The sequence below is a fragment of the [Micrococcus luteus] ATCC 49442 genome, assembly GCF_010367585.1.
Lineage (GTDB): Bacteria > Actinomycetota > Actinomycetes > Actinomycetales > Micrococcaceae > Arthrobacter > Arthrobacter luteus_A.
Map to the genome: position 1 here is coordinate 1,956,628 of NZ_JAAAXP010000001.1, position 20,013 is coordinate 1,976,640.

At 64.7% G+C, this 20,013-nt stretch carries 19 protein-coding genes; 3 read left to right on the top strand and 16 right to left on the bottom strand.

The window, feature by feature from the left end; all coding sequences use genetic code 11:
- Window positions 1-128: 128 nt before the first annotated feature.
- From eno to GUV69_RS08790, 16 genes are all read right to left on the bottom strand, one after another.
- The gene (eno, locus tag GUV69_RS08715) at window positions 129-1,409 is read right to left on the bottom strand and encodes a phosphopyruvate hydratase (RefSeq protein WP_164201520.1); all 1,281 of its coding nucleotides are present in this window, start codon (window positions 1,407-1,409) and stop codon (window positions 129-131) included.
- Window positions 1,410-1,542: 133 nt separating this feature from the next.
- Entirely contained in the window at window positions 1,543-2,172 is a 630-nt protein-coding gene (locus GUV69_RS08720; protein WP_164206356.1) for a MazG nucleotide pyrophosphohydrolase domain-containing protein, read from the bottom strand.
- A gap of 76 nt (window positions 2,173-2,248) precedes the next feature.
- A complete protein-coding gene (locus tag GUV69_RS08725; protein ID WP_164201522.1) occupies window positions 2,249-3,403 on the bottom strand; it encodes an adenosine deaminase in 1,155 nt (384 codons plus the stop codon).
- Between the two features lie 39 nt (window positions 3,404-3,442).
- A complete protein-coding gene (locus GUV69_RS08730) occupies window positions 3,443-4,171 on the bottom strand; it encodes a DedA family protein (RefSeq protein WP_164201524.1) in 729 nt (242 codons plus the stop codon).
- 96 nt (window positions 4,172-4,267) lie between these two features.
- Window positions 4,268-4,903: a DedA family protein gene (locus GUV69_RS08735; protein ID WP_164201526.1), complete on the bottom strand. Its 636-nt coding sequence runs from the start codon at window positions 4,901-4,903 to the stop codon at window positions 4,268-4,270.
- A gap of 5 nt (window positions 4,904-4,908) precedes the next feature.
- Window positions 4,909-6,222 (bottom strand): thymidine phosphorylase, encoded by a 1,314-nt coding sequence (locus tag GUV69_RS08740; RefSeq protein WP_164201528.1) that lies wholly within the window; start codon window positions 6,220-6,222, stop codon window positions 4,909-4,911.
- The gene (locus tag GUV69_RS08745) at window positions 6,206-6,631 is read right to left on the bottom strand and encodes a cytidine deaminase (protein WP_208786616.1); all 426 of its coding nucleotides are present in this window, start codon (window positions 6,629-6,631) and stop codon (window positions 6,206-6,208) included. The genes GUV69_RS08740 and GUV69_RS08745 overlap by 17 nt, the downstream gene beginning before the upstream one ends.
- On the bottom strand, window positions 6,628-7,950 hold the full coding sequence (locus GUV69_RS08750; protein ID WP_164201531.1) for an ABC transporter permease: 1,323 nt from the start codon (window positions 7,948-7,950) through the stop codon (window positions 6,628-6,630). Before GUV69_RS08750 ends, GUV69_RS08745 begins: the two co-directional genes overlap by 4 nt.
- Window positions 7,947-9,314, bottom strand: a complete 1,368-nt coding sequence (locus GUV69_RS08755) for an ABC transporter permease (protein WP_164201533.1) — start codon at window positions 9,312-9,314, stop codon at window positions 7,947-7,949. The genes GUV69_RS08750 and GUV69_RS08755 overlap by 4 nt, the downstream gene beginning before the upstream one ends.
- Window positions 9,307-10,971: an ABC transporter ATP-binding protein gene (locus tag GUV69_RS08760; protein ID WP_164201535.1), complete on the bottom strand. Its 1,665-nt coding sequence runs from the start codon at window positions 10,969-10,971 to the stop codon at window positions 9,307-9,309. The genes GUV69_RS08755 and GUV69_RS08760 overlap by 8 nt, the downstream gene beginning before the upstream one ends.
- Window positions 10,972-11,150: 179 nt before the next feature.
- Window positions 11,151-12,260, bottom strand: coding sequence for a BMP family lipoprotein (locus GUV69_RS08765; RefSeq protein ID WP_164201537.1), 1,110 nt, complete (start codon window positions 12,258-12,260; stop codon window positions 11,151-11,153).
- Between the two features lie 231 nt (window positions 12,261-12,491).
- Window positions 12,492-13,517 (bottom strand): NADP-dependent oxidoreductase, encoded by a 1,026-nt coding sequence (locus tag GUV69_RS08770; protein ID WP_164201539.1) that lies wholly within the window; start codon window positions 13,515-13,517, stop codon window positions 12,492-12,494.
- Complete coding sequence (locus GUV69_RS08775) at window positions 13,514-13,939, bottom strand: organic hydroperoxide resistance protein (RefSeq protein WP_164201541.1); 426 nt, start codon at window positions 13,937-13,939, stop codon at window positions 13,514-13,516. The genes GUV69_RS08770 and GUV69_RS08775 overlap by 4 nt, the downstream gene beginning before the upstream one ends.
- A gap of 60 nt (window positions 13,940-13,999) precedes the next feature.
- Window positions 14,000-14,434 (bottom strand): MarR family winged helix-turn-helix transcriptional regulator, encoded by a 435-nt coding sequence (locus tag GUV69_RS08780; RefSeq protein ID WP_164201544.1) that lies wholly within the window; start codon window positions 14,432-14,434, stop codon window positions 14,000-14,002.
- Window positions 14,435-14,586: 152 nt separating this feature from the next.
- Window positions 14,587-15,786 (bottom strand): amidohydrolase, encoded by a 1,200-nt coding sequence (locus GUV69_RS08785; protein ID WP_164201546.1) that lies wholly within the window; start codon window positions 15,784-15,786, stop codon window positions 14,587-14,589.
- Between the two features lie 86 nt (window positions 15,787-15,872).
- The gene (locus GUV69_RS08790; RefSeq protein WP_164201548.1) at window positions 15,873-17,006 is read right to left on the bottom strand and encodes a mannose-1-phosphate guanylyltransferase; all 1,134 of its coding nucleotides are present in this window, start codon (window positions 17,004-17,006) and stop codon (window positions 15,873-15,875) included.
- A 256-nt stretch (window positions 17,007-17,262) separates the two neighbouring features.
- On the opposite strand from GUV69_RS08790, the gene sdhC reads away from it, so the two are divergent.
- The 3 genes from sdhC to sdhA all read left to right on the top strand — a co-directional run bounded on the left by sdhC (window position 17,263) and on the right by sdhA (window position 20,012).
- On the top strand, window positions 17,263-17,643 hold the full coding sequence (gene sdhC, locus GUV69_RS08795; RefSeq protein ID WP_082576094.1) for a succinate dehydrogenase, cytochrome b556 subunit: 381 nt from the start codon (window positions 17,263-17,265) through the stop codon (window positions 17,641-17,643).
- A 3-nt stretch (window positions 17,644-17,646) separates the two neighbouring features.
- Window positions 17,647-18,108 carry a succinate dehydrogenase hydrophobic membrane anchor subunit gene (locus tag GUV69_RS08800; protein WP_164201549.1) on the top strand — a complete coding sequence of 154 codons (462 nt, stop codon included), beginning with the start codon at window positions 17,647-17,649 and terminating at the stop codon, window positions 18,106-18,108.
- A 104-nt stretch (window positions 18,109-18,212) separates the two neighbouring features.
- Window positions 18,213-20,012, top strand: coding sequence for a succinate dehydrogenase flavoprotein subunit (sdhA, locus tag GUV69_RS08805; RefSeq protein WP_164201551.1), 1,800 nt, complete (start codon window positions 18,213-18,215; stop codon window positions 20,010-20,012).
- Window position 20,013: the final 1 nt, after the last annotated feature.

A 20,013-nucleotide genomic window follows, 5' to 3' on the forward strand; every position in this document is an offset into this window, starting at 1 on the left:
GACCGCAACTCTGGCGCTGAAACAAATGGCTGCTGCTGGCACAAGTGCCCTGCCAGCAGCAGGCCGAAACAAAAACCGGTGGCTATGGTCTTTCAACCATAGCCACCGGTCAGTGGTTTACGCGGCTACTAGCCCTTGAAACGCGGGAACGCGCTGCGGCCGGCGTAGCGTGCGGCGTCGTCAAGTTCCTCTTCGATGCGCAGCAGCTGGTTGTACTTGGCCACGCGCTCGGAGCGGGCCGGGGCACCGGTCTTGATCTGTCCCGCGTTGGTGGCAACGGAGATGTCAGCAATGGTGGTGTCCTCGGTTTCGCCGGAGCGGTGCGAGGTGATGGTGGTGAAGCCGGCACGCTGGGCCAGGGAAACGGCGTCCAGGGTTTCGGTCAGCGAACCGATCTGGTTGACCTTGACCAGCAGGGAGTTGGCCGTCTTGGTGTCGATGCCGCGCTGCAGGATGGACGGGTTGGTGACGAAGAGGTCATCGCCCACCAGCTGGACCTTGTCACCGATGGTGTCGGTGAGGGTCTTCCAGCCCTCCCAGTCGTTTTCGTCCAGGGGGTCTTCGATGGACACCAGCGGGTAGTCGGCAACGAGTTCGGCGTAGTAGGCGCTCATCTCGGTGGCGGACAGTGCCTTGCCCTCGAACTGGTAGGCGCCGTCCTTGAAGAACTCGGAGGAGGCGACGTCCAGCGCCAGGGCGATGTCCTTGCCCGGGGTGTAGCCGGCGTTCGTGATGGCTTCCTGGATCAGGTCCAGCGCCGCGCGGTTGGACGGCAGGTTCGGCGCGAAGCCGCCCTCGTCGCCCAGGCCGGTGGAGAGGCCCTTGGCCTGCAGGACGGACTTGAGGTTGTGGTAAACCTCAACGCCCCAGCGCAGGCCTTCGGAGAAGGTCTCCGCGCCGATCGGGACGATCATGAATTCCTGGATGTCGACGTCGGAGTCCGCGTGGGAACCGCCGTTGAGGATGTTCATCAGCGGAACGGGCAGGACGTGCGCGTTGGGGCCGCCGAGGTACTTGTACAGGGGCAGGTCCGCGGAGGCGGCGGCTGCGTTGGCCACGGCAAGGGAAACGCCCAGGATGGCGTTGGCGCCGAGCTTGCCCTTGTTGGGCGTGCCGTCCAGGTCGATCATGGCCTGGTCGATGCTGCGCTGGTCCGTGGCGTCAAAGCCGATCAGGGCAGGAGCGATCTGGTCGATGACAGCGTCAACTGCCTTCTGGACGCCCTTGCCGAGGTACCGGCCCTTGTCGCCGTCACGGAGCTCAACAGCCTCGTGCTCGCCGGTGGAGGCGCCGGAGGGGACTGCTGCGCGGCCGATCTGGCCGTCGGAGAGCAGTACTTCAACTTCTACGGTGGGGTTGCCGCGGGAATCGAGGATTTCGCGGGCGTGAATGGCATCGATAAGCGCCATGGATGTGCTCCTTGGTGGGCGATTTTTGGTGGATCTAACACTGAAAAATAGCGGAAACGCGGGGACGTCATCGTCAGGGACCAGCGTAGTCGAGAGTGGCGGACGTTACGGAACCCTATCCGTCACCCGGACGTCATGATGGGCCCTCAAACCGCCGCCGGATGGCGCCACGCAGCGCCCGCTCGGCGTCGAACCCCTGCGCACGCGCAGAACCGACGACGGCGAGAAGCATGTCGCCGAGGTCTTCTTCTGTCCCGAAGGCCTCAGCTGCGTCGGGGGCCTCCGGTGACCGCGGAAGGGCCCACGACCGCGGGGTTTCCTGGCCGGGCTGGCCGGCGGAGGAGGCGGTTGGGGATCTTTCGGCACGGTCCAGGAACTTCTGCGCCTTCGCCAGGGCAGGGAGGGCATCCGGGATCCCCTCAAGGGGGCTCCGCCGTTCGGGCCGTTCCGAGCTCTTCACCGCGTCCCATTTCCGGACGATCTCCTCAACAGTGGCCGGGAAAGAGTCCTGAAGCGTTCCGTCAGGCCTGAAGACGTGCGGATTGCGGCGGACCATCTTGGCACCCAGCCCGCGCGCGACGTCGTCGAACGTAAACGAGCCTCGCTCCTCAGCGAGCCGGGCGTGCAGCACCACCTGGAGCAGCACGTCGCCCAGTTCGCCGCGGAGTTCGGCATCATCCGCTCCGGTCTCGATGGTCTCGGCAACCTCATAGGCTTCCTCGAGGAGGTACTCCACCAGCGAGGCATGGGTGAGGGCCGCCATCCAGGGGCAGTGCTCCCGCAGCCGGGCTACAACCTCCAGAAGGCGCTCAACGGGAGCCTTGTCGAGGGGAACCCCGTCAGCCAAGGTTGGCGTAGGTGTCGTTGATGTACTCCACCAGCGCTTCCTTTTCTTCCAGCGGCAGGAACGAGGCTTCGGCGGCATTCAGCGTGAGCTCCAGCAGGTCATCGAGGTCGTAGTCGAACGTTTCCACGAGGAGCTCGAATTCGTCCGTCAGGGTGACGCCGCTCATCAGCCGGTTGTCCGTGTTGATGGTGACGTTGAAGCCCAGCTGGTACAGCATGTCCAGGGGGTGGCTCTCGATGCCTTCACCGAACCCGGCAATGGCTCCGGTCTGGAGGTTCGAGGAGGGGCAGATCTCCAGGGCGATGCCGCGGTCGCGGATCCAGCTGGACAGATCGCCGAGGGTTACCAGGCCAATGCTGTCTTCCCCGGCCTCGGAGCCGTCGGTGTCATCGTCGTCGCCGAACTCCACCAGGATGTCCTCGGCAATGCGGACGCCGTGGCCCAGGCGAAGGGCCCGGCCGTCAACCAGGGCGGACTGGATGCTTTCGAGTCCGGCGGCCTCGCCGGCGTGGACGGTCGCGGGGAAGTTGTGCTGGGCCAGGTAGGTGAAGGCGTCCCTGAAGCGGGACGGCAGGAAGCCGTCCTCGGCGCCGGCGATGTCAAACCCGACAGCGCCCCGGTTGCGGTGGCGGACGGCGAGTTCGGCGATTTCCTGGCCGCGGTCGGCGTGGCGCATGGCGGTGATCAGCTGCCCCACCTGAATTTCGCGGCCGCCCTCGGCCACGGCGTCAACGCCGGCTTCGAGGCCTTCCTGCACTGCTTCAACAGCCTCGTCCAGGGTGAGCCCCTTCTGGAGGTGCTGCTCCGGTGCCCAGCGCACTTCGCCGTACACCACGCCGTCGTCAGCCAGGTCCTCGACAAATTCCTTGGCGACGCGGAAGAGGCCTTCCTTGGTCTGCATTACGGCGACGGTGTGGTCGAAGGTTTCCAGGTACCTGACCAGCGAACCGGAGTCGGCGGATTCGCGGAACCACTGGCCAAGGGCCACAGAATCAGTGGACGGGAGCGTGTGGCCAACAGCCTCAGCCAGTTCGATGATGGTGGCGGGACGCAGACCACCGTCCAGGTGGTCGTGAAGCGAAACCTTGGGCAGGCTCTTCAGGTCGAAATCGATGGCATGGGCAGCGTCAACAATGGGCTCAGTCACGTTCCAACCTTAGGGTCGGCAGGCGGCTTATGCCAGCCGCTACTTTCCGTGCTGCTCGGCATCCGCCGGTGCGGCCGCCAGGAGGGGTGATCCCGTGGCGGGGACGGGCAGCGCACCTTCCGGTCCGCCGTCGAGCCATTCGTCCACGGTTTCCGCATCCTTGCGGGCCAGGTGCTTGTGCCACATCCGTAGGAGGTGGTCGATCAGGATGCCGAGCACGATCGCAAACACAACGGCGATGCCAGCGCTCAGCAGGGGGTTGTGGTGCAGCCAGGGGAAGGAGCTGGCGAGCAGGCCAATGCCGATGGAGTAGCCAACCCAGGTGAGGCAGGCGAAAGCGTCCAGAAGAAAGAAGCGGCGGTGCCCGAACCCGGTGCTGCCGGCCACATAGTTAACGGCAACACGGCCCCACGGGATGTAGCGCGCAGTGAAGATCAGGACGGCACCGCGCTTGTCCAGCTCGTACCGTGCCCAGCCGAAGGCTTTCTGGATTTTGGGCCGGCGCATCCATTTCCAGCGTTCCAGGCCGATCTTGCGGCCCAGCATAAAGGCCATATTGTCTCCGGCGATGGCGCCTACCAGGGCTGTCGCGCCGAGGATCCACAGATTGGGCTCCCCGCTATGCCTTGAGAACGCTGCAAGGGCCACAATCAGCGTTTCGCTGGGAACCACCATGGCGAAGCCGTCAATGAAGAAAAACATCAGCAGGACGGGGTAGATCCACCACTGGCCCGCTGCATGGAGCACGGCCTCATTAATAAACTCCACGCGGGTGCTGCTCCTAGACGAAATGCTGCTGCCGGAAGTGACGTTAATCGCCCTTCAGTGTCCCATGCCCGGGAGGCCGCCCGCTACGCCCGCAACTCATCCCTGGGCGTCAGGATCCTTCAGCCGCTCCACAACCGGAACTTTGCCCCGGACGCGGTTGATAATCAGGTCCACGACGATTCCCAGGCCCACCGCACAGATGATTGCGATGACGGCGCCGAGGAAGTGGTTGTTCTCAAACCACTGGCCGAAAAAGAGTCCGATCCCCACGGAATAGGAGGCCCAGAGGGTGGCGGAGAGGACCGTCAGGCCCACGAAGCGGAGACGCGGATAGCGGGTTACGCCGGCGGTGAGATTAACGGCCACCCGCCCGATGGGGATGAAGCGCGCCACGAGGATCAGTGATGCCGGCCGCTTCCTCAATTCATGCCCGGCCCAGCGGAACGCGCTCTGCATCCGGGGGCCCCGCATCCAGTGCCAGCGCCTGGTCCCCACGCGGCGTCCGATGAGGTAGGCGATGTTGTCGCCGGAGAACGCCCCCAGGCCCGCCACGAGCATCAGCAGCCAGGGATTGGGGACGTCCGCGGTGGCGGCCACGGCGGCCAGGCCGACCACCACGGATTCGCTGGGGATCGGCGGGAAGAACCCGTCGATCAGGCAGCAGGCCAGTACAAGCAGGAGCACCCACGGCTGTCCGGCGGCAGCGAGGATGAATTCATTGATGGCCTGCATTCTTCCTATGCTATTCGGTCGATGATGAGCTGCTGTGCCGGGCGGGCCCCCTCCGGAGCAATCGTCACCGCGTGCTCCAGGGATTCCTTGGCGCGCGCGAACTTCTCCGGGGTGTCGGTGAGCAATGTCATCAGCGGTTCGCCGGCGCGGACCATGGCCCCCGGCTTCGCGTGCAGGCGGACGCCCGCGCCTGCCTGCACTGCGTCCTCCTTGCGGGCCCGGCCGGCCCCCAGGCGCCATGCGGCCACTCCGACAGCCATGGCATCCAGTTCCACAAGAACACCGTCGGCCGGTGCCAGGATGACCTCGGATTCCCTGGCCACGGGCAGCTTGGCCCGCGGATCGCCGCCCTGGGCCCCGATCATCCGGTTCCACACGTCCATGGCCCGGCCGTCCTGCAACGCGGCGCGGGGATCGGCGTCGCGGACGCCGGCGCAGGCGAGCATCTCCCCGGCCAGGCGGACGGTCAGCTCCACCACGTCTTCCGGGCCGCCGCCGGCCAGGACTTCCACGGATTCCTCCACCTCGATGGCGTTTCCGGCTGTCAGGCCGAGAGGTGTGTTCATGTTGGTCAGGAGCGCCACAGTATTAACGCCTGCGTCCTTGCCCAGGGCCACCATGGTCTCAGCCAGCTCCCGGGCGCGTGCCTCATCCTTCATAAACGCACCGCTGCCCACTTTGACGTCGAGGACCAGGGAGCCTGTGCCCTCGGCGATCTTTTTACTCATGATGGAGGAGGCGATCAGCGGGATGGCCTCCACCGTGCCGGTGACATCCCGCAGGGCGTAGAGCTTCTTGTCCGCGGGTGCCAGTCCGGCACCGGCAGCACAGATCACGGCGCCGACGTCCTGGAGCTGGGCCATCATCTCGTCGTTGCTCAGGTCTGCCCGCCAGCCGGGAATCGACTCAAGCTTGTCCAGGGTGCCGCCGGTGTGGCCAAGGCCCCGGCCGGACAGCTGCGGGACGGCCACGCCGAATACGGCCACAAGCGGTGCCAGGGGAAGGGTGATTTTGTCCCCCACTCCCCCGGTGGAGTGCTTGTCGCTGGTAGCCTTCACGCCGCCGTCGGGCCGCCGGAGTGCGCTGAAGTCCATCCGTTCCCCCGAAGCGATCATGGCCGCTGTCCACCGGGAGATCTCCGCCCGGTCCATGCCGTTGAGCAGGATGGCCATGTTCAGCGCAGCCATCTGCTCGTCCGCGATGGCACCGCGCGTATACGCATCGATGGTCCAGTCGATCTGCTCAGGGCTGAGGACGCCCCGGTCACGCTTGATACGGATAATGTCGACGGCGTCGAACGCCTCAGTTGCCTGTGTCACCGGAGTCCTCCAGATGTTGGGGACCAAAGGCGTCGGGCAGCACCTGGTCCATCGATTTGATGCCTTGGGTGGTCATCAGCTCCATGCCCGGAGCACGGAATTCATACAGCAGCTGCCGGCAGCGGCCACACGGCATCAGCACGTTGCCGGCAGCATCCACGCAGTAAAAAGCACGCAAAAGGCCGCCGCCGGTCATGTGCAGGTTTCCCACCAGCGCGCATTCGGCGCAAAGCGTGAGGCCATAGCTGGCGTTCTCCACATTGCAGCCGCTCACCAGCCGTCCGTCCGCGGTGAAGGCCGCGGCCCCCACCGGGAACTTCGAATACGGGGCGTAAGCGTTCTTCATGGCCCGAGTTGCCTCGGCCCTGAGCACGTCCCAGTCGATGATTTCGGCGTCCACCCGCGTCATCCCTTGACGTACGGTATGCCGCTGGCCGCCGGCGGCCGCGACCTGCCCACGAGCCCTGCGACGGCGAGCACTGTCACCAGGTATGGCAGCATGGCCATGAACTGGCTGGGCACGGGCGTTCCGATGATGGTCACGATGCTCTGCAGGTTGTCAGCGAACCCGAACAGCAGGGCAGCGAAGAACGCCCCGATCGGATTCCACCGCCCGAAGATCAGGGCGGCCAGGGCGATGAAGCCACGTCCGCCGGAGATTTCCTTGGTAAAGCTGTCGATGGCCACGAGGGTGAAGAACGATCCGCCGATGCCGGCAATGGCGCCCCCGAGGGTCACGTTCCAGAAGCGGGTGGCGTTGACCTTGATGCCCATGGTGTCGGCGGCCTGCGGGTGTTCGCCGACGGCACGCACCCGGAGGCCCCACTTGGTCTTGAACAGCCCCACCCACACCACGATCACGGCGACGTACATCAGGTAACCCACAACTGACTGCTTGAACAGGATGGGACCGAGGATCGGAATGCTGGAAAGGACGGGAATCTCGACGATTTCCAGGCCCGGCGGTGAGTTGAACCTGGCCTTGTCCTCCTGCATCACGGTGCTGAACAGGAAGCCCGTCAGGCCGGAGACGAGGACGTTGAGCACCACACCCACGATGATCTGGTTGACCAGGTACTTGATGCTGAATACAGCCAGCACCATGGACACCACCGCGCCGGCAACAGCGGCCGCGAGCAGTCCAACAAAAGGGTTCTGCGTGACGCTGGCGACGATCGCTGCGGTGAACGCACCGCCCAGGAGCTGGCCTTCGATGGCGATGTTGACCACGCCGACCCTCTCGCACAGCACACCGGACAGCGAGCCGAAGACCAGCGGAACCGCCAGTGTGACCGAACCGGCGATGAGCCCGGCCAGTGAAATGCTCGGCGTCCGGGCGCCGCCCACCACCCAGATGAGGAAGGCGGCCACAAACAATACCGTGAAGGTGATGGTCAGCCAGGCCGGAACCGGCTGGTTTTTCGTCTTCAGGTACACGGCATAGGCCGCCAGTCCCAGCATCAGGACAGAGAGGACAATGCCTCCCGCCATGGCAGGAACTTCCACTGCAGGGAGCTGGAAGAAATCACCGCCGGTGGAGATTCCAAACTTTGCCGTCTGGTCCGAAGCCATCAGGCCGAAGAAGACGAAGGCGACGATCCCCAGTGCGGAGAGCATCACGGGAGTCTTCCAGACCACCGGTTTTCCGGATGTTGCCTGGACCTCGGACCCGGGCGCTGTTCCGGGTGTTCCCGGTCCCGGCAGGGGCGATGTTGCTGTTGCGCTCATGCTGCACCTCCGGTGGTTGCTGCCTGCTGGGATTTGCCGGCCTTGGCCGGCTTCTTGCGGCGGGGGTTCAGCCCAAAGATTGCCCGCACCAGCGGCGGGGCCGCGATAAAGAGGACAATCAGCGACTGGACCACCAGGACGATGTCGATGGGGGTTCCCGTCTGGATCTGCATCTGCACGGCGCCGGCGCGGAAGGCACCGAACAGCAGGCCGGCAGCGAAGGTGCCCCACGGCGTCGAACGTCCCAGGAGTGCCACCGTAATGGCGTCAAAACCGTACGTTGCCGCGACACCGTCGGTCAGGACCTTTTCCGTGCCTGCCACCTGGGCCACGCCGGACATGCCTGCCAGCGCACCGGCGATGGCCATGACCAGGATGGTGGACCGGGAAACGTTGATGCCGGCGGTCAGGGCGGCGTTCGGGTTGGCTCCCACAGCCCGGAATTCAAAGCCCACAGTGGAGCGGTTAAGCAGCCACCAGACCAGGACCGTGGCCGCGATGGCCAGGAGGAAGCCCAAATGCAGCCGGTACTGTGAGCCGAAGATCTGCGGATATACCGCCGTTGGATCCAGGATGGGGGAAATGGGGTTGGATTCGCCCGGCCGCTGGAAGGCGGGGGTGTTTAGCAGGTACCCAAGGAAGTACAGCGCCACGTAGTTGAACATGATGGTCAGGATGACCTCGTGGGCACCTGTCCGCGCCTTGAGGAGCCCAACGATCCCGCCCCAGACGGCGCCGCCCACGATGCCGGCCACCAGGACCAGCAGCAGGTGCAGTCCGACAGGGAGGTGGAGAGCGAAGCCCACCCACGCGGCGAGGATGCCGGCCATGATTATCTGGCCTTGCGCGCCGATGTTGAAGAGGCCTGCGCGGAATGCCAGGGCCACGCCCAGGCCGGCCGTGATCAGGGGTGTTGCGATGGTGAGGGTCTCCATCAGCGGGGCAAACTGGACGGCCACGCTGGCGGCGCGCGGGTTGAAGATCGCACCCTGGAACAGCGCCACGTATGATCCGGTGGCCGCGTTCCAGACGGCGGACAGGAAATCGGTGGGCCGGGCAAACAGGTACGTGGAGGTAGCCGCCACCCGCTCATCCGTGCTGGCGATCAGGAGGCCGCCGATGATGAGGGCCAGCAGCACAGCGAGGACCGAGACCATGCCGCTGCCGGTGAAGATCCGCCGGGCCAGGGTGTCCGGGCCGCCGGGAATCTTTCCGCTTTGGGCCGTGGCGGGCACTGCCGACGGGCTGATGGCGCCGCCCGCCGTATCCACGGCCACTACAGCGGCGGTCTCTTCTGCTGCCGCGCTCGGTTCGTGCGGCTTCGCGGGCTGGTCGGCGTGCTTAGGGTGATGCTCTTCAGGCATGATCGCCTCCTTCGGGGCTGGAGGCTGCGCGACGGTCTGCGGCAGCGTTCGTGTCGGCCGGGGGCGTAGTAATTGCTGTGCCAGTGGCAGGCATATCGGCCTGTACGGCGCCCGGGCCGGTGTGCTCCGGACCTGCGTGCTCCGGGCCGGCGGCGTCCTCCGCGGAGATACCCGCCATCATCAGGCCCAGGACATCACGCCCGGTGCCGGCCGGGACAATGCCCACCAGTTTGCCCTTGTACAGCACAGCGATCCGGTCGGCGAGCTCCATGACCTCATCCAGTTCCGTGGAGATGATCATGACCGGTGTGCCTTGGTCCCGTTCAGCAACGATCCGCTTGTGCAGGAATTCGATGGAGCCGACGTCCACGCCGCGGGTGGGCTGTGAGGCGATGAAAAGGCGCAGCGGCCGGGACAGCTCCCTGGCCATGACCACCTTTTGCTGGTTGCCGCCGGACAGGGTCCCCGCAGCCAGTGACCCTGACGGGGTGCGGACGTCGAACTCCCCGATCCGCGTTTTGGCGTTTTCGAGGACTTTCGCCGGACTCATGCTGATCCCCTTGGCGAACGGCGGCTGGTCGTAGCGGTCCAGGATCAGGTTTTCGGCGATGGAGAACGTGCCAATCAGCCCGTCCACCGAGCGGTCTTCGGGCACAAAGCCGACGCCGGAGTTGAGGACGTCCTTGACGCTGCGGCCCAGCAGTTCCTCGCCGTCGAGCCTGATTGAGCCGTGAACCCGCTCCTGGAGGCCAAGGATGGCCTCGGTCAGTTCGGTCTGCCCGTTCCCCTGGACCCCGGCCACGGCCAGGATTTCGCCGCGGGCGATGTCGAAGCTGATGCCGTCCACCACGTGCTGGCCGCTGGGGGCGATGACCGTGAGGTCCGTGACCTGGAACGTTTTCTCCAAGGGCTTGGCCGGGGCCTTGTCCAGGGTGAGGCTGACGGCCCGTCCCACCATCATGGAGGCCAGTTCCGTTGTGGAGGCCGCCGGGTCCGCGCTGCCCACCACCTTGCCCCGCCGGATGACGGTGATGGTGTCTGAAACCGCCTTGACCTCACGCAGCTTGTGCGAGATGAAGACGATGGACGTGCCGCTGGCCTTCAGCTGGCGCATGATGTCAAGCAGTTCGTCGGTGTCCTGCGGGGTCAGCACCGCCGTCGGCTCATCAAGGATGAGGACCCGGGCGTCGCGGACCAGGGCCTTGATGATTTCCACGCGCTGCTGGACCCCCACCGGGAGGTCCTCCACCAGGGCGTCGGGGTCGACGTCGAACCCGTAGCGGTCGGAAATTTCCTTGATCCTTCGCCGGGTGTCGTCGAGGTTCAGGAATCCGCCCGCCTTGGTGGCCTCGGCTCCGAGGGCCACGTTCTCGGCCACGGTGAAAACCGGCACCAGCATAAAGTGCTGGTGCACCATGCCGATTCCGGCTGCCATAGCGTCGCCGGGCCCGCGGAAGGACACGGGCTTGTCGTCGACGAGGATTTCACCCTCGGTGGGCTCGTACAGCCCGTACAGCACGTTCATCAGGGTGGACTTGCCGGCCCCGTTCTCGCCCAGCAGACAGTGGATCTGTCCGGGTTCAACCACCACGTCAATGTGGTCGTTGGCGAGCAGCGAGCCGAAGCGTTTGGTGATCCCTCTGAGTTCAAGTTTCAAAACTCTGACCAATCTCGAAGCGTCCGGTGAATCCCCACCGGACGGGATATGTGGCTGCAGCACCAGCCTAGTGCGTGCAGTCCTGCGTGGGCGGCCTGCCGTCCTGCGAGCTCCAAACGAAAAGCGCCACCGCCCGGCGGGGTCGAAGACCAACCGGGGGTGGCGCCTTGCGGGGAGGACTAAGCCTTGGGGCTCGACGCAGATTCGACGCTCAGCTTGCCGTCGATGATGTCTTTCTTGATCTGGTCCAGCTCGGACTTCAGGTCGGCAGGGACCTGCGCATCGAAACTGTGGAAGGGTGCCAGCTGGACGCCTTCATTCGCCAGGGTGCCCACATAGGGCGTGTTGGTGAATTTGCCGTCCTTGTCGTCCTTCACCACGGCTTCAACGGCTTCGCCCATCAGCTTCATCACCGAGGAAAGCATGATGTCCTTGTATTCCGGCGCGGTCAGGAACCCGTCGGAGTCCACCCAGATGAGCTTGACGTCGTCGCCGGCCGCCTTCGCCTCCATAAGCGCTGCTCCGGCGCCCTTGCCCACCGGACCGGCAACCGGCATCACAATGTCCGCGCCCTGGTCCAGGAAGTTCTGCGTCAGCTGCTTGCCGACGTCCTGCTTTTCGAAGTCGCCGGTGAAGCTGCCGTCCTGGGCCGCCTTGTCCCAGCCAAGGACCTTGACGTCCTTGCCCTTCTTCTCGTTGTAGTACTTCACGCCGTCGGCAAAACCATCCATGAAAATGGTGACGGAGGGAATTTTCCGGCCGCCGAACGTGGCCACGCTTCCGGTCTTGGTGGTGCCCGCAGCCAGGTAGCCGGCCAGGAAGGCAGCCTGGGCGGTGTCATAGATGATGGGTTTTACGTTACTGATGGGCGCGTCGTAGGCGGCGTCGATAATGGCGAAATGGCTCTCCGGGTTGGCCTCGGCCTGTGCCTTGGTGGCGTCCTTCAGGAGGAAGCCGATTGTCAGGGTGAGGTCGCAATTGGCCGCAACCATGGCCCGGAGGTTCGGCTCGAAATCATTGTTTGTTTTGGACTCGACCTGGTTGACCTTGATGCCGAGGTCCGCCTCGGCCTTCTTGAGCCCTTCATAGGAGGACTGGTTGAAGGACTGGTCGTCGAATCCACCGGAGTCAGAGACGATGCAGCCGGTGTAGTCGCTCGCCGCCTCAGTGGCGGTGCCGCCGGTCTCAGGTGCTGCGCCGCAGCCGGTCAGCAGAAGTGCCGTAGCACCCACTGAGGCCACGCCGAACAGTGAACCACGCTTGAACTTTGCGCGCAGAGTGTTCTTCAAAATTTCCTCCAGGGAGAGAGTGGCGCTACGACCCGAATTCAATGAGTGTCCGTTTCTACACTGAAATTCTGTTTTCACTGACAGCTTCGCAGCACTGCGCCGAAGCGCACTGATAGGACCCACATTAGTGGCCCGCAGCACATCCGCTACCACATCGGCGCCGGTTCCCGGAGATTGTTGAGAATTTGTTACCAACGAGTAGATGGCCGCCCGCAGGCGGCCATCCTGCCGCTAGAGGCGGACCAGCATCTTGCCTGTGTTCGCACCGTCGAGCAGGTCCATAAAGGCCCGGGGTGCGTTCTCCAGACCGTCAACCACAGTCTCGTCATAGCGGACCGAACCGTCTGCCAGCCAGGCAGACATCTTCTCGAAGAATTCCGCGCGGTGCTGGCGCTGGCCGCCGCCCACGAGGAACCCGCGGAGCGTCAGCTGTTTGCCGATGGCAAGCATAAGGTTCCGCGGAGCCGGTGTGGGCTCGGTCGCGTTGTATTGGGCGATTGCGCCGCACATGGCCACATGCCCGCCAACATTCAGCTCGGCCAAAGCAGCTTCCAGGTGTTCGCCGCCCACGTTGTCGAAGTAGACGTCAATGCCTTTGCCGTCCGCGGCCGCTTTGAGTTGGTCGCGGACAGGCGCGTCGCGGTAATTGAAGGCAGCGTCGAAGCCCAGCTCCAGGAGCCGCGCCACCTTCTCCGGCGTCCCGGCACTGCCGATAACGCGGGAGGCGCCCATGGCCTTGGCGATCTGGCCAACCAGTGAACCAACAGCCCCGGCGGCCCCGGAGACGAACACTGCATCGCCTGGCTTGAACTCGCCAACCTTGAGCAGGCCCGCATAGGCCGTCAGGCCGGTCATGCCCAGCGCACCCAGGAAGGCCGGCGCCGGAGCGAGGTCCGTGCGGGCAACCGTTGTGGCATCCGCGTCCAGCACCGCGTATTCGCGCCACCCGAGCTGATGGACGACGACGTCCCCCGCCTTCCGCGCTTCGGACCGGGACGCGATCACCTCACCTACGGCACCGCCGTCGAGCGCTGCATCCAGCGCGAACGGCGCCGAGTAGGATTTGACGTCGTTCATGCGGCCGCGCATGTAGGGGTCCACGGAGATGTAGAGGTTGCGCACCAGGATCTGGCCGTCCTGAAGCTCCGGCAATGCCGACTCTGCCAGGCGGAAGTTTTCGGGTACCGGACGCCCTGCCGGACGGGACGCCAGACGGATTTCGCGGGTGGACGTAGGAAGTGCAGTGGCGATGCTCATGCGGCGAACTCCAGGATCTTGATGTCTACGGTCATGTTTCCGCGGGTGGCGTTGGAATAGGGGCAGACCTGGTGTGCCTTGGCCACAAGGGCCTCGGCGGTGGCGAGATCCAGGGCCGGAACCGCGATCTCCAGCTCTGCTGCAAGGCCGAAACCGTTGCCCACGGCGCCGAGGTGGACTTTGGCTGCCACGGCGGAATCAGTCAGGTCGGCGCCCTCTTTGCGCCCCACGAGACGGAGCGCCGAGTGGAAACAGGCCGCGTAGCCGGCCGCGAAGAGCTGCTCCGGATTGGTGCCTTTGCCGTTGCCGCCCAGCTCAACGGGGCTGGCCAGGCTCACATCCAGCTTGCCGTCATTGGTGCGTGCATTGCCGTCGCGGCCTTCGCCGGAGGCCAGCGCCTCGGCAGTGTAGAGAGTTTTCATGGGTTGGGTCCGTCCTGTTGGATATGGGTTTACGGAAACTTGCGTGCTCAGCGGAACCGTTCAGTGTGCCCGGTGCAGGGCCTGGGTGAGCCGTTCCAGGGTGGTGCGGAGCTGTTCCAGCTCCTCACCTGACAGTCCGGCGGCTTCAGCCAGGCGTTGGGGAATCGCGCCGGCCCTGGTGCTAAGCGCCCGCCCCGTCGGGGTCAGGTGAACAACAACACGGCGCTCATCTTCCCCGGACCGTCGGCGCTCGACGAGCCCCACGGCCTCAAGGCGCTTGAGCAGCGGCGACAGCGTCCCGGAGTCCAGCCCCAGTTCTTCGCCGAGTTCCTTGACTCCCCTCGGTTCCGATTCCCAGAGAACCAGCATCACCAGATACTGCGGATATGTCAGGCCGAGGTCTTCGAGCACGGGCCGGTAGACGGCCGTAGCGGCCCGTGACGCTGAGTACAGCGCAAAGCACACTTGGCGGTCCAGGCGGGGAGCTTCAGTCATAGCAACAACAATAGTGCACAATTCAATTGTGGACAACTTAATCTCGCATGCCGCCGCGGACCTGGCGCGGAGAAGGAGGCGGCTTCTTAACGACGAACGGACACCTTGGCGCCCTTGGCGGGGCCTGCGGTGTCCGTTCGGGGCGGAGTTGGTCAGAGGTCGCGGATGGTCCGCAGGGCCGCGGCGGTCAGGACCTGGATGCCGAGGCCCAGCGCACGCTCGTCCAGGATGTAGTCACCGCGGTGCAGGTCGTATTCCTCGCCGCCGGGAGTTTTGGTGCCCAGGCGCATCATGGCACCCGGCCGCTCGGCCAGGAACCACGCGAAGTCCTCCCCGCCCATGGACTGCGGCGTGAGCGTGACAGCACTCTCACCGAGTTCAGCGCGGGCTGCAGCCTCGATCAGCGCCGTCTCGTGTTCGGAGTTCACCACCGGTGGCACTCCCCTGGTGTGTTCCAGGTGCACGTCCACGCCATAGGGTGCGGCGACCTGCTGCACCACCTCATCCAGAAGTTCGCCGGCATCGTGCCAGGCGTCGCGGTCCAGGCAGCGCATGGTGCCGGCCATGTAGCCGGTGCCGGGGATGGCGTTGGGAGCCGAGCCGGCGTTGATCTGGCCCCACACCACGGATACCCCGCTGCGGACATCCACCCGGCGGGAGAGCACGGCCGGAACATTCACGGCGATCTGCGCCAGGGCGAACACCAGGTCCTCTGTCAGGTGCGGCCGGGACGTGTGGCCGCCGCGTCCGGTGAGTTCGATCTTGATGGTGTCCGACGCGGACGTAATGGCGCCGATGCGCGTGCCGATGCGCCCGACGTCGATCCTCGGGTCACAGTGCAGCGCGAAGATGCGCGGCACGCCATCCAGGACGCCCTGCTCGATGCAGGACAGCGCACCGCCGGGCATGGTCTCCTCGGCGGGCTGGAAGATGATCCGGACGGTGCCGCCGAGCGGGGACTCCTCATGCATGTTCTGCAGGACCAAAGCGACGCCAAGCATCGTGGCGGTGTGGACATCATGACCGCAGGCGTGCGTCACGCCATGGTTCTTTGAGGCAAACGGCAGCCCGGTTTCCTCGATGATCGGCAATGCGTCGATGTCGCCGCGCAGGGCCGTGGCGATCGACCCTTCGCCGATGTCCACAGTCAGGCCGGTGCCCTCAAGCCGCCGCGGCGCCAGGCCTGCAGCCTCAAGGCGCTCAACTAGCTTGTCCGTGGTGCGGAATTCCTTGAAGGAGAGCTCCGGGTGCGCATGGAGATCCCTGCGGAAATCGATCAGTTCCGGCAGGAGCGGCTCCAGCCATGGCCGCACCAATGCGGTGGGCTCGGCTTCAGTAGTGTAATTACGCACTCATTTACTTTAGCGAGCGTCCACAAAATAGCGTCATCGAGGCGTAGCGTTACAGCCCGCGCCGCGCCTTGACACCACGGACGGGGCTACAGGACATCGGTATCGCCACTGGCCTTGAGCGCGTCAACTGCGCCCTTGACCCGCTGGGCGTGCTCCTTGGTGGTCACCAGCAGGGCATCTCCGGTGTCCACAATGACCACGTCCTTAATACCGATCAGGGCAATCACGCGCTTGGTGTCGGAAACCACCACACCGCTGGCGTTCTCCGTGAACACACGCGCGCCCTCACCGATGACCGTGACGTCGTCCACTTCCCGCGCACTGTTGAGCCTGCCCACGGAAGCGAAATCCCCGACGTCGTCCCAGCCGAATGTGCCCGGCACCACGGCGACGTCGCCGGCGGCCGCCGCAGGTTCGGCCACCGCATAGTCGATGGCAATCTTAGGCAGCGTGGGCCAGACACGGGCCGTGACGGCGTCGCGGTCCGGAGTGTCCCACGCCCGGGCGATTTCGAGCAGGCCGTTGAACAGCTCGGGCTGGTTGGCTTCCAGGTGCTTGAGCATCAGGGCCACCGGAGCCACGAACATCCCCGCGTTCCAGACGTACTCGCCACTGTCCACGTACTGCTGGGCCACTTCTTCGTCCGGCTTCTCCACAAACTCCACCACTGCCTGCGCACTGGGGGCACCCTCGATATGGAGCTCCTGGCCGGCCCGGATATAACCGAAGCCGGTGGACGGGTGCGTGGGCTTGATGCCGATGGTCACGATCTTGCCGGCTGCGGCCGTATGGATGGCTTCCCGCACCGCTGCGTGGAACAGGTGGTCCGGGCTGATCACCTGGTCCGCGGCGAAGGAACCCATGATGGTGTCCGGATCCCGCTCATGCAGGATGGCGGCGGCCAGCCCGATTGCGGCGCCGGAATCCTTGGGCTCGCTTTCGAGCACGAGATCGGCGTCCTGGATCTCAGGCAACTGACGGCACACTGCTGCGCGGTGGGCCGTGCCGGTGACAACCAGGACCCGGCGGCCCGCGAGGGGCTCGAGACGGTCGTAGGTGGCCCGCAGCAACGTACTGCCTGAACCAGTGAGATCGTGAAGGAATTTGGGAGCTGCTGCACGCGACAGGGGCCAGAGGCGGGTCCCCACTCCGCCTGCCGGAATCACCGCAATAAAACGGTCAAGGGGTGATGCCGGGCTTGTTACTTTGTCTGTACTCATCAAGGCCTACTTTAGCCGACCACCCACGGCCACCGGGCTTGGGGGCGTCCGCGGGGCCCTCCACAGGCGGCTGCATGTGGTGTTCGTCTCAATTAAAAGCAAAATCCGGGCATTGCGGGGTCACCAAGGAGTTCCTAAATTGAATAAGCTGTGAGCGAAGCCTAGATTTAGGCTCGAGCTACGAGTGCTCTCGCAGCAGGCGTTCCCCCCGCGTGGATCTCATGCCAGCGCCGCTGTGTTGCAGGGAGGTTTATCAGTGCCGACAAAACCAGCTGGCACCTTGTACCGCGGCCGTGAAGGCATGTGGTCCTGGGTAGGACACCGAATTACCGGTGTAGTGATCTTTTTCTTCTTGTTGGTCCATGTGCTGGACACCTCATTGGTGCGTGTTTCCCCTGAGGCTTACACCGCAGTTATTGGTGCATACAAGAACCCCCTCATGGCCCTGGGTGAAACGGGCCTGGTTGCCGCGATTGTTTTTCACGCCTTTAACGGCCTGCGGATCATCGCCGTCGACTTCTGGAAGAAGGGCGCCAAGTACCAGCGCCAGATGCTGTGGACTGTCCTGGCCCTGTGGGTAGTTGTGATGGTCGGCTTCTCCATTCGCCATCTTTCCCTTGCCCTTGGAGGTCACTAAGCCATGACTGCAACGATTGACAGCCCGCGCAGCGGCAGGATTTCACCCCAGTACCGCCGGACCGGCAGCAGCCGGGGCAACTTCGAAATGCTGGCCTGGCTGTTCATGCGCCTGTCCGGCATTGTGCTGGTAGTCCTCATCTTCGGCCACCTTTTTGTCAACCTCCTGGTGGGTGAGGGCATCCACGCCATCGATTTCGGTTTCGTCGCCGGCAAGTGGGCTGACCCGTTCTGGCAGGTCTGGGACCTGGCCATGCTGTGGCTGGCCATGCTGCACGGCACCAACGGCGTCCGCACCATCATCAACGACTACGCCGAGAAGGATTCCACGCGTCTCTGGCTCAAGATCGTTCTGTACGCGGCCACCACCGTGATCATCGTCCTTGGCACCCTGGTGATCTTCACGTTCAACCCGTGCCCCGTTGTTGACGGTGTCCCGCTGCCGGGCGGCTTCTGCCCCGCCTAGGCCACCTATGCTCCGCTGCTCACGGGCAGCGGACCGTGTTTTGCGGTGCGGGTAACGCCTGCCCGTTGTTATATTGCGAATTTTGAGAGAAAGAGCGCCAAAGTATGCAGGTCCATAAGTACGACGTCGTCATCGTCGGTGCCGGTGGCGCTGGCATGCGCGCCGCGATCGAGTCCGGTCAGCGCGCGCGCACAGCAGTACTGACCAAGCTCTACCCCACCCGCTCGCACACAGGTGCTGCGCAGGGTGGCATGTGTGCGGCCCTTGCCAACGTCGAGGAAGACAACTGGGAATGGCACACCTTCGACACCGTCAAGGGCGGCGACTACCTGGTTGACCAGGACGCAGCGGAGGTCATGGCCAAGGAAGCCATCGACGCCGTGCTGGACCTTGAGAAGATGGGCCTGCCGTTCAACCGCACCCCTGAAGGCCGGATCGACCAGCGCCGCTTCGGTGGCCACACCCGCGACCACGGCAAGGCACCGGTCCGCCGCGCCTGCTACGCCGCCGACCGCACCGGCCACATGATCCTCCAGACGCTCTACCAGAACTGCGTCAAGCACAACGTCGAGTTCTACAACGAGTACTACGTCCTGGACCTGCTGACGGTCGAGGAAGACGCCGTCCGCGAAGACGGCACGCCGTACAAGCAGAAGCGTGTCGCCGGCGTTGTGTCCTACGACCTCGCCTCCGGTGAACTGCACGTCTTCCAGGCCAAGTCCGTGGTCTTCGCTTCCGGCGGCGCCGGCAAGGTCTTCAAGACCACGTCCAACGCCCACACCCTCACCGGTGACGGCATGGGCATCGCGTTCCGCCGCGGCATCCCCCTGGAGGATATGGAGTTCTTCCAGTTCCACCCGACAGGCCTTGCCGGCCTGGGCATCCTGCTGTCCGAAGCAGCACGCGGTGAGGGCGCCATCCTGCGTAACTCCGAGGGTGAGCGCTTTATGGAGCGTTACGCCCCCACCATCAAGGACCTGGCACCCCGTGACATCGTGGCCCGCTCCATGGCCAACGAAGTCCGCGAAGGCCGCGGCTGTGGTCCAAACAAGGATTACGTCCTCCTGGACCTGACCCACCTGGAGCCGGCGCACATCGACGCCAAACTGCCGGACATCACGGAGTTCGCCCGCACCTACCTCGGTGTGGAGCCCTACACGGAGCCCGTCCCCGTTTTCCCGACGGCCCATTACGCCATGGGCGGCATCCCCACGAACATCACCACCGAGGTCCTGCAGGACAACGACACCGTGGTTCCGGGCCTCTACGCTGCCGGTGAAGTTGCCTGCGTGTCGGTCCATGGCTCCAACCGACTGGGCACCAACTCGCTCCTGGACATCAACGTGTTCGGCAAGCGCGCCGGCGTCGCCGCCGCCGAATACGCCAAGACGGCTGACTTCGTGGACCTCCCCGAGGACCCCGAGGCGTACACCATCGAGCTGCTGAACATTGCCCGCAACGGCACCGGCGACGAAAAGGTGGCCGTGATCCGCAAGGACCTGCAGGACACCATGGACGCCAACATGCAGGTGTTCCGCACGGCTGACACCCTGAACCAGGTCCTCCGGGACATCGAGTCCTTCGAGGCGCGCTACAAGAACATCAGCGTCCAGGACAAGGGCAAGCGGTTCAACCTGGACCTGCTCGAAGCCGTGGAACTGGGCTTCCTGCTGGAACTGGCCAAGGTCATGACCGTGGCGGCACTGCACCGTGAGGAGTCCCGCGGCGGACACTTCCGCGAGGACTTCCCGGACCGCAACGACGAAAAATTCATGAAGCACTCCATGGCGTACAAGGATGACCACGCCCCGGCCGACGGATCTGCAGAAGCAATTGCCGGTATCCGCCTCGCCACCAAACCGGTTGTCTTTACCCGCTACGAGCCGATGGTGAGGAAGTACTAAG